At 37.8% G+C, this 8044-nt stretch carries 5 protein-coding genes and 1 rRNA gene; 3 read left to right on the top strand and 3 right to left on the bottom strand.

All coding sequences use genetic code 11. The features are described 5' to 3' along the window. Positions 1–39 precede the first annotated feature (39 nt). From rrf to ELS83_RS20235, 3 genes are all read left to right on the top strand, one after another. Positions 40–150, top strand: a 5S ribosomal RNA gene (gene rrf / locus ELS83_RS20245). 212 nt (positions 151–362) lie between these two features. Further along, positions 363–2339, top strand: coding sequence for a putative porin (locus tag ELS83_RS20240; protein ID WP_171597370.1), 1977 nt, complete (start codon positions 363–365; stop codon positions 2337–2339). Positions 2340–2475: 136 nt separating this feature from the next. Further along, positions 2476–3858, top strand: a complete 1383-nt coding sequence (locus ELS83_RS20235; protein WP_171597369.1) for an MltF family protein — start codon at positions 2476–2478, stop codon at positions 3856–3858. Here the strand turns inward: ELS83_RS20235 and ELS83_RS20230 are convergent. From ELS83_RS20230 to gatE, 3 genes are all read right to left on the bottom strand, one after another. Then, positions 3835–4494, bottom strand: a complete 660-nt coding sequence (locus ELS83_RS20230) for an NUDIX hydrolase (protein WP_171597368.1) — start codon at positions 4492–4494, stop codon at positions 3835–3837. The genes ELS83_RS20235 and ELS83_RS20230 overlap by 24 nt on opposite strands. A gap of 115 nt (positions 4495–4609) precedes the next feature. Continuing rightward, on the bottom strand, positions 4610–5992 hold the full coding sequence (gatD, locus tag ELS83_RS20225) for a Glu-tRNA(Gln) amidotransferase subunit GatD (RefSeq protein WP_171597367.1): 1383 nt from the start codon (positions 5990–5992) through the stop codon (positions 4610–4612). Then, the gene (gene gatE, locus ELS83_RS20220; RefSeq protein ID WP_171597366.1) at positions 5992–7965 is read right to left on the bottom strand and encodes a Glu-tRNA(Gln) amidotransferase subunit GatE; all 1974 of its coding nucleotides are present in this window, start codon (positions 7963–7965) and stop codon (positions 5992–5994) included. The genes gatD and gatE overlap by 1 nt, the downstream gene beginning before the upstream one ends. Positions 7966–8044 lie beyond the last annotated feature (79 nt).

Genomic DNA, 8044 nt, shown 5'->3' with positions numbered 1-8044 from the left:
GTCTATGATATTAGTTTGACTAGATAGTCAACAACGATTTTAGGTGTTTATAGCATCGGGGTTCCACCTCTTCCCATTCCGAACAGAGAAGTTAAGCCCGTTAGCGCCGATGGTACTGCAGAGATGTGGGAGAGTAGGTCGACGCCAAGCTTTAAAGGATAGTAAGTCTTATGATTTACTATCCTTTTTTTATATTCCCGGATTTTTACTAATCAATAACTGCCACACCATTTCATTTTAGGATTCAATTTCATATTCACTAATCCGGAATTTAGATTCATTAACTAGTGCTTAAGGTTTTTTAACCTATATTTTCAATCATTCTGTTTAAGTTCGCTACAGTTTGTATATCTTTGTACGCTATGAAACAATATTTCATAATATTAGCTCTTGTATTTGGATTTTCAGTGATTTCTTTTGCACAAAGAGATTTAACTGGAGTTAGCATTGGACCAGATGGTAGACCGATGACAGAACAACAAAAGAAGGATGATTCTGGAATGTTGGATAGTCTTGGATATGATGTTGAATCGGTAATTAAAACCTGGAAGCTGACTGATATGAATTCGGCAGTGGAACCATTCAAACTGGATACCATCTTAGGAGAAATTCAAAATTACAATCCCATATATCGTAGAAGCATCTCAAATTCATACCTGGGTAATCTTGGATCAGCATATCAAAGCAATATCTATACGGATAGAGTAAATGATGAAGGATTTCTTTTCTTTAAGCCTTACCGCGCTTATATGGTAAAGCCTGAGGATATCGTTTACTTTAATACCACCACTCCTTATACCCGACTATTTTATGAGACAGGTGGTCCTAAAGGTCAATCAGAAAATTTACTAAGAGTTCTACAAACTCAAAATATTACGCCTGATTGGAATGTAGGAATCAATTACGATTTGATTTCGAGTGATGGCCAATATCAGAATCAGAAAACAAAACTTTACGATTTTACCATTTTCTCAAGTTATAAAAGAACAAACTATGGTATGAATATGGTTCTTAATATGAATCGTATGAGTGCCGAAGAGAATGGCGGGGTTTTTAGAGATTCATTGATTACTGATACCGATGAAGAAGCCGAAAATATACAAGTAAATCTTACTAATGCGAGATCGAAATTGACAAATTTTAATTTGTTCATGAACCACTCGTATGGTATTGGTAAGGAAAAGGAGATCGTTGTAGAGGAAGATACCACTTACTCTTACGCGATTGATTTATTATATACCTTGAATTATGAGAATAATAGTTGGCAATACAAAGATGATAATTTGAATTCAGATTTTTATACCGACTTTCTTTTAAACACAAACTCTACCTTCGATAAGGTAAAGCAATCAGCTATTAGAAATACTTTTCAGGTTGTTTTTAATGAAAATGAAAATAAATGGATTCGTTTAGGAGCCAGGTTTGGTATCGAAAGCGAATTTCTAAAATATAACCTTAGAAGAAATGTCTCTCAATATGCATGGCAGCAAAAAGATGAAAACATCCACAACAACGAACTTGTTGCCAGCTTATTTAGTTTATCTGGAAAATCTTTAAATTGGAAAGCAGTTGGTAAATACACTTTTGAAGGGTATCGCCAAAATGACTTTGAACTGGATTATCAATTGACAAAATGGATTGGTGAAAAAGATGCAGGACATGGCTTTAAGCTTTCCGGAAGATTGGAATCGACTACTCCTGATTTTATTCTGGAGAAGTATTACGGAAACCATCAGCAATGGGATTTAAATCTCGATAAGAAAACGGAATTACGTGTTGGTGGTGAATATTTTAATAAAAAATATAGGTTTAAAATTGGTGCAAGTTTCAGTCAGATAGATAATTACACTTATTTTGGTTTGCAGGCAACACCTGAACAGGCCAGTAGTGGAATTTCTGTTATCACCGGATATTTGCAGAAAAATTTCAAGCTAGGTAACTTTTATCTAAACCAAAGCTTAGTTGGTCAAAATAGTTCGGATGAAAACATTTTGCCACTTCCAACTTTATCAATCTATAGTAATAACTATTATAAAAATGAATTTTTTAATGGCGCATTAGGACTTCAAACCGGTGTGTCGATACACTATAATACTGGTTTTTACGCACCAAACTATATGCCTGCTACAGGACAGTTCTATTTACAAAACGAAAAGGAACTGGGGGATTATCCTAAGGTGAATGTGTACTTTAACTTTAGAATTAAAAGAACACGTTTATTTATCATGTATGAGCACGCGAACGCTTCTATTGGTAGTAAAAACTATTTTTCAGCACTTCATTATCCAATCAATCCGTCGATGTTGAAATACGGATTAATTTGGACTTTTTACAATTAAGAATTCTTAAAAATAAGCAAGAACCTAAGTCAAATAATTCTTGGTTCGAGACCTGTTTATTTCTAATTTAATATTAGGAAGGGAGAATTTTATGTCACAAGTAAAATACATAAAGCTACTTATACCTTTGATTTTCATGGTATTTCTGCAGACATGTAATCAGCAGCGTAAGCTGGTGCAGTTACAAATGCAGGAGAAACCTGTTGTAGAATTGAAGCATGTAAAGCTGCGTGGAAAGCTAAGAGTGATTACCGATTATAATTCAACCAACTATTTTATATACAAAGGTAGAACCATGGGATTTCAGTACGAAATGCTGAAAGCTCTGGCAAAACATTTGGATGTAAAACTTGAGTTGACCGTAAATAATGATCTGGTATCGTCTTTTGATGCTTTGGAACGTGGTGATGTTGATTTATTAGGTATGAATTTGGCAGTTACAGGAGATAGAGTGGAGAAGTTCAATTTCACTGTACCTCATAGTCAGTCGCGCCAGGTATTGATTCAGATTAACGATTCAATTCGCCCTATTGGATATGTAAACGAAAAATCTCAACTGTTTGGAAAGCAAATTCACGTGCCCAAAGGATCATCTTTCGAGGAACGCTTGCACAGAATATCAAATACGGGAAATGAAAATATAGATATTGTTCCTGTTGATCAGATTGAAGTAGAGGAATTAATTTCGAAAGTAGCGAACAGAGAAATTTCTTATACGATTGCCGATGAAAATGTGGCGATGGTAAATCAAACTTATTATCCGAATATCGATATTCGTACTCACTTAAGTGAACCTCAAAATTTGGCCTGGGCTTTACGAAAAGGGACAGATCAATTGACCAAGGACATTAATATGTGGCTGATAGATTTTCAGAAAACAAAGGAATATCGAATTATTTACAGAAGATATTTCAAAAGTAGCCGAATTGAAGAGATGCTTCAAAGTGAATATTTTACCCTGAAAAGTGGGAAGATTTCAGAATACGACGATTTGTTAAAGAAACATGCCAAGCACATTGATTGGGACTGGAGATTATTATCGGCCCTGGTTTACCAGGAATCGAATTTTGATCCTAAGGCTCGTTCATGGGTAGGCGCTTTTGGTTTGATGCAGTTAATGCCTGAAACGGCTTACAGGTATGATGTGGATACACTTTCGACAGCACAGGAGAATGTAGAAGCAGGAGTAAAGCACTTAAAATATCTTGAAGCCAAGTTGGATAAAACCTTAGACGATAAAACAGATAAACTGGAGTTTCTATTGGCTTCCTATAATGTTGGATTGGGACATATTCTTGATGCCCGAAGATTGGCACTTAAGAATGGAAAAAATCCTGACCAGTGGAAAGGTAGTGTAGATTATTACCTCTTAAACAAATCGAAACCTGAATTTTTTAATGATCCGGTAGTAAAATATGGATACTGTCGCGGACAGGAACCTTACTGGTATGTTATCAAGATTCTGGATCGATACAAACACTATAAAAACATGGCCTTAACGGATCAGGCCAGCTCGTAAAAACAACTCACGAAGTTCAGATAAAATCATTGCAGTAGCTCCCCATACCTTGTGGCCTTTGGCATCGAAGTATGGGGCGTTTATTTTATGTCCGTTTGTGTTAAAACTAAATTCCGAGATATTCTTTTCGGCAAGAAGTTCCTGTACAGGCATTTCAATCACCTCTTCAACTTCGTGTGGATTCAATTTAAATTCGGGACGCTGCTTGCAATATCCCAAAACAGGAAGAACCATAAAATTGCTCACCGGAATGTACAATTCGGTTAAGAATCCCAGAATTTTAATCTTTTTACAATCTACACCCAGCTCCTCGTTGGTTTCGCGAATGGCAGTTACCGTTCGATTGGTATCGCTCTCTTCGTATTTACCACCTGGCAAACTAATTTGTCCACTGTGACTTGTGTTTCCCGTGGTTCTTTTCATAAAAGGAAGGTACAACTGGCCGTTTTTTGGATAGAAAAGTAACAATACACTACTGTCTCTGGCCAGGGATGGATCACTTTTTTTAAGAGCATGTTCGCGAATTGATGGCGACATTATTTTTTGTGCATCGAAACCCGGAAGACCTTTATTAAGCTCTTCGTTCAATTGCGCCTTGAACACTTCTAAATCAAAAGTAGTATCTAATAAACTCATATCATCCTTTTTCAAATCTTACTTAAAGATAGAAATAAAGTTTCCCTGAGATGTCAAAAAAAGATTAATCTTTACCTAAATTCATTAAAAAACCCGGCAAATGGCCGGGCTTAGGTTACTTTCTAAAATTCTTAACAAACTGCTCTACTTCGGGCACACCTCCCTGGTAAAGCAGGTATCCATTATATGGTTCTCGTTTTGTGATTTCATCATTAATTGACGTTTGCATCAAATCGATCACCTCATTTCTATTGGTGGTTTGACCCAATGCCCAACCCAATTTAATGTAAGCTGCTTCGGGTAGCATATTGTCTAAAGGAACCACACCCATGGCCATTAAATCTCTACCGGTATCATACACAAACATGTGCGTATATCCCCAAAGGGTTTGAACAGTCATGAAAATATGAACTCCCTTTTCTACTGCTCTTTTTAAAGCCGGATACACAGGTTTGTTCACGTGTCCGAGTCCGGTTCCTGCAATTATAATTCCTTTGTAGCCACAATCAACCAAGGCATCAACCACATCGGGTTGCATGTTCGGATAGTAGTACAAAATCGTTACTTTTTCCTCGAAATAAGGTAATATTTTTACATCCTTGTCCTTGCGGCGATGATTGTACTTTTTCTTGATGGCTTCCACTCCTTTCCTGGTAACTGTTGCCAGTGGTGTGTCTCCCAAAGTTCTAAAAGTGGAACGGTAGCTCGAATGCATTTTACGTACTCTTGTTCCTCTATGTAGGAATCCATATTCATCGGAGGTAGGACCAAACATACATACCATTACTTCTGCAATATCGCCATGACCTGCGGCAATTGCCGAATGCATCAGGTTCAGGGCAGCATCGGATGATGGTCGGTCTGATGATCGTTGCGAACCTACCAAAACAACCGGAACAGGCAAATTCTGAACCATATAGGTAAGTGCTGCTGCTGTATGGTGCAAGGTATCGGTACCGTGCGCAATGATAATTCCATCCACGCCATTCTCTATTTCTTTACCAATGGCAATGGCCAATGAAATGTATTGTTGTGGCCCCATATTTTCACTAAAAACAGCAAAAACTTTCTCGGTAGTCAGATTACAGATGTCGGCCAGTTCAGGAACCGATCCATACAACTCACCAGGTGAAAATGCAGGAATAACAGCACCCGTTCGATAATCCAATCGAGAAGCTATGGTTCCCCCGGTACCAAACAATTTTACTTTTGGTTGGCCTTCGGTATAAGGAAACTCTTTTTCGGGAACTTTGTAATTGGCTTTTTTGTAGCCAGTTTCCTTCATTTCCTTAATGGTGCTTACATTTATACCGATGTTGTAACCTGTATCTATTTTTAATACGATATGCTGATCGTCATCATTTTCTGCACGCGGAAGAATGGTTCCGTCAAATTCTCCTCTGGTGGTTACGATATGAGTTTTTCCCCATACACGAACATTATATTTTTTGAGGGTTTCCAGAGCATCACCCTTATATCCTTGAAAAAGATCTTCCATTATTGTAATCGTTTATCGATGATTTCTCTTAAATCTCTTAACTCAATATTTCCAATTGCTTGTTTGTGAAGTTGCCCCATAATCCAGTTAGCAGCATCATCCTGCTCATCAGTTTTCCTGATATCGCGGTACTTCTCGGCAAGAAAATCGATTGGAGCGGCCAACTCTTCCAGGCTTCTCTTCTTAAATTTTAAAGCGGTAAGCATCGAATTAAACTCCATACTTGGATGCTGATACAATATTGGAAGAAGGTATTTTGCAATGTTAATGTGCAAACCTTGCTCATGGATAAATTTGAACAAGCCCACCAGTTTTCTGTAATTGAAATCGGTATGAGCCTTTTGTTTTCCCACAATATTCTTGTAGGTGTGGCCAAAGAAAATGGCAACTCGTTTCGGATCGAATAGGAAACGACTACAGATTTCGTCAATAATTGGATAGATATTTTTACTAAGAATAAAATGGAAGGCATCTTCGGGAACGCCCCATTTGCTTAATAATTCGATTCTCTTGGAGATATCCTGAGGTAAATCTTTTCCTAACCTTTCGATATATTCATCAGACAGGGGAATCGGGCAGGAGTCTGTATCAGGATACATTCGGTCGGCCCCTGGTAAAACCCTTTCGAATATGGTTGTACCGTCGGCAAAGGATTTTCGTGTTTCATTCGGAACACCATCAAAAATCATTTCGCAACGTTCAATTACGGTTTCAATGGCTGTTTCAATGTCCTCTTCAGGACCCCATATAATGATTTGTGCATCCTTATTTTTCGCACCCATTTTAGTACGGATTGTGGCAAAATCATGATCCGAAATGAGCACATCTTCCTGCTCGGAGTGAATCATGTTTGGTTTTTCAATACAGGCAATTACTTTTAATCTTTGCGAAATTTCGTCGGCAAAAACCTGTTCTGGTTGCGTAAAATGAGAAAGGAATCCTTTAAATTCAGGGATGTTGATGGCTATAATTTTATGCTTTTTCTCCTTGCATTCTACCAATAGCAGGTAAGTGAATTTGAACTCATGAGGATCTAACTCCATATGTCTTGGCTGCCACTTTTCCTTTGTTATTCTTTCCAGTAATAATTTTCTGATATGAAGTAAGGCCCATTGCCTAAATGCTTCGTTGTGCGAAAGCTCAGGGATCCATTTGTTGTGAGCAACTCCTTTAATTTCTACTCGAGAACCACCACGGCAACTTACATTTACATCTTCTCTTCCGGCTCCCATTCCAGTTCGTACCAATCCAGTACTTCTATTTAAAAATCGAATGTATTCGGCCGCTTCTCTTAATTCATCAGGTGTAACAAGTTCGGGAGCAGTAACGGTTTCAATTAAGGGCATGCCCAATCGGTCGGTTTTATACCATCTTTCGTGACCTACATCGGCAATTTCTCTGCACGAATCTTCCTCGATACTCAACTGAATCAGATTCACCTTTTTATTGCGAAGCTGAATGTGCCCATTTACGCCAAGAATTGCTGTACGCTGAAAACCAGTTGGAATACTTCCGTCGAGGTATTGTTTACGTGTAATATGAACCTCACCAACAACATTTAATTTGCTGAGTAAGGATATTTTTAATGCAATTTCTAATGCTTCAGGATTAATTTTAAACGGAGGAGTATCATCTACTTCGTAAGTACAGGCCGTTTCGTTATTGATACGGTAAATAATATTCTTACGGGTTTTGAATTCCATAAGCGCTGTACCATCGTATCCACCAAGTTCACTCATGGCAGGTCGCATGTGGCGAATTACTTCGGCATCATAATCTCCGTTTTTTTGAAATACGCCGCAAGGGCAATGGCAAAACAACTTCTCTTTAGTAGCAAGTTGCTGATGAACTTCTAAACCCGACTTAAATCCAATTCTACGATAGTCTTCAGGAGTGGCGATCCTTCGGTCTACATAGCCAATTTGTTGTCGGGTGAGTTCATAGTTTTGTTTGGGTGTGATTTTAGTACTCATTTCGGGTTAAATTAGTAACCCTAAAAAGTACATATTATTCGTGTCACCAAAAATGATAAATGACAGGTTTATGTACTAA

It is taken from the genome of Marinifilum caeruleilacunae, from assembly GCF_013141825.1.
GTDB lineage: Bacteria > Bacteroidota > Bacteroidia > Bacteroidales > Marinifilaceae > Marinifilum > Marinifilum caeruleilacunae.
This window is presented reverse-complemented; position numbering and strand designations above follow the sequence as displayed.

Bases quoted from the DNA above. Each gene is read 5' to 3' on its own strand.
- ELS83_RS20240 (WP_171597370.1), top strand. From the start codon at position 363: ATGAAACAATATTTCATAATATTAGCTCTTGTATTTGGATTTTCAGTG.
- ELS83_RS20235 (WP_171597369.1), top strand. From the start codon at position 2,476: ATGGTATTTCTGCAGACATGTAATCAGCAGCGTAAGCTGGTGCAGTTA.
- ELS83_RS20230 (WP_171597368.1), bottom strand. From the start codon at position 4,494: ATGAGTTTATTAGATACTACTTTTGATTTAGAAGTGTTCAAGGCGCAA.
- gatD (WP_171597367.1), bottom strand. From the start codon at position 5,992: ATGGAAGATCTTTTTCAAGGATATAAGGGTGATGCTCTGGAAACCCTC.
- gatE (WP_171597366.1), bottom strand. From the start codon at position 7,965: ATGAGTACTAAAATCACACCCAAACAAAACTATGAACTCACCCGACAA.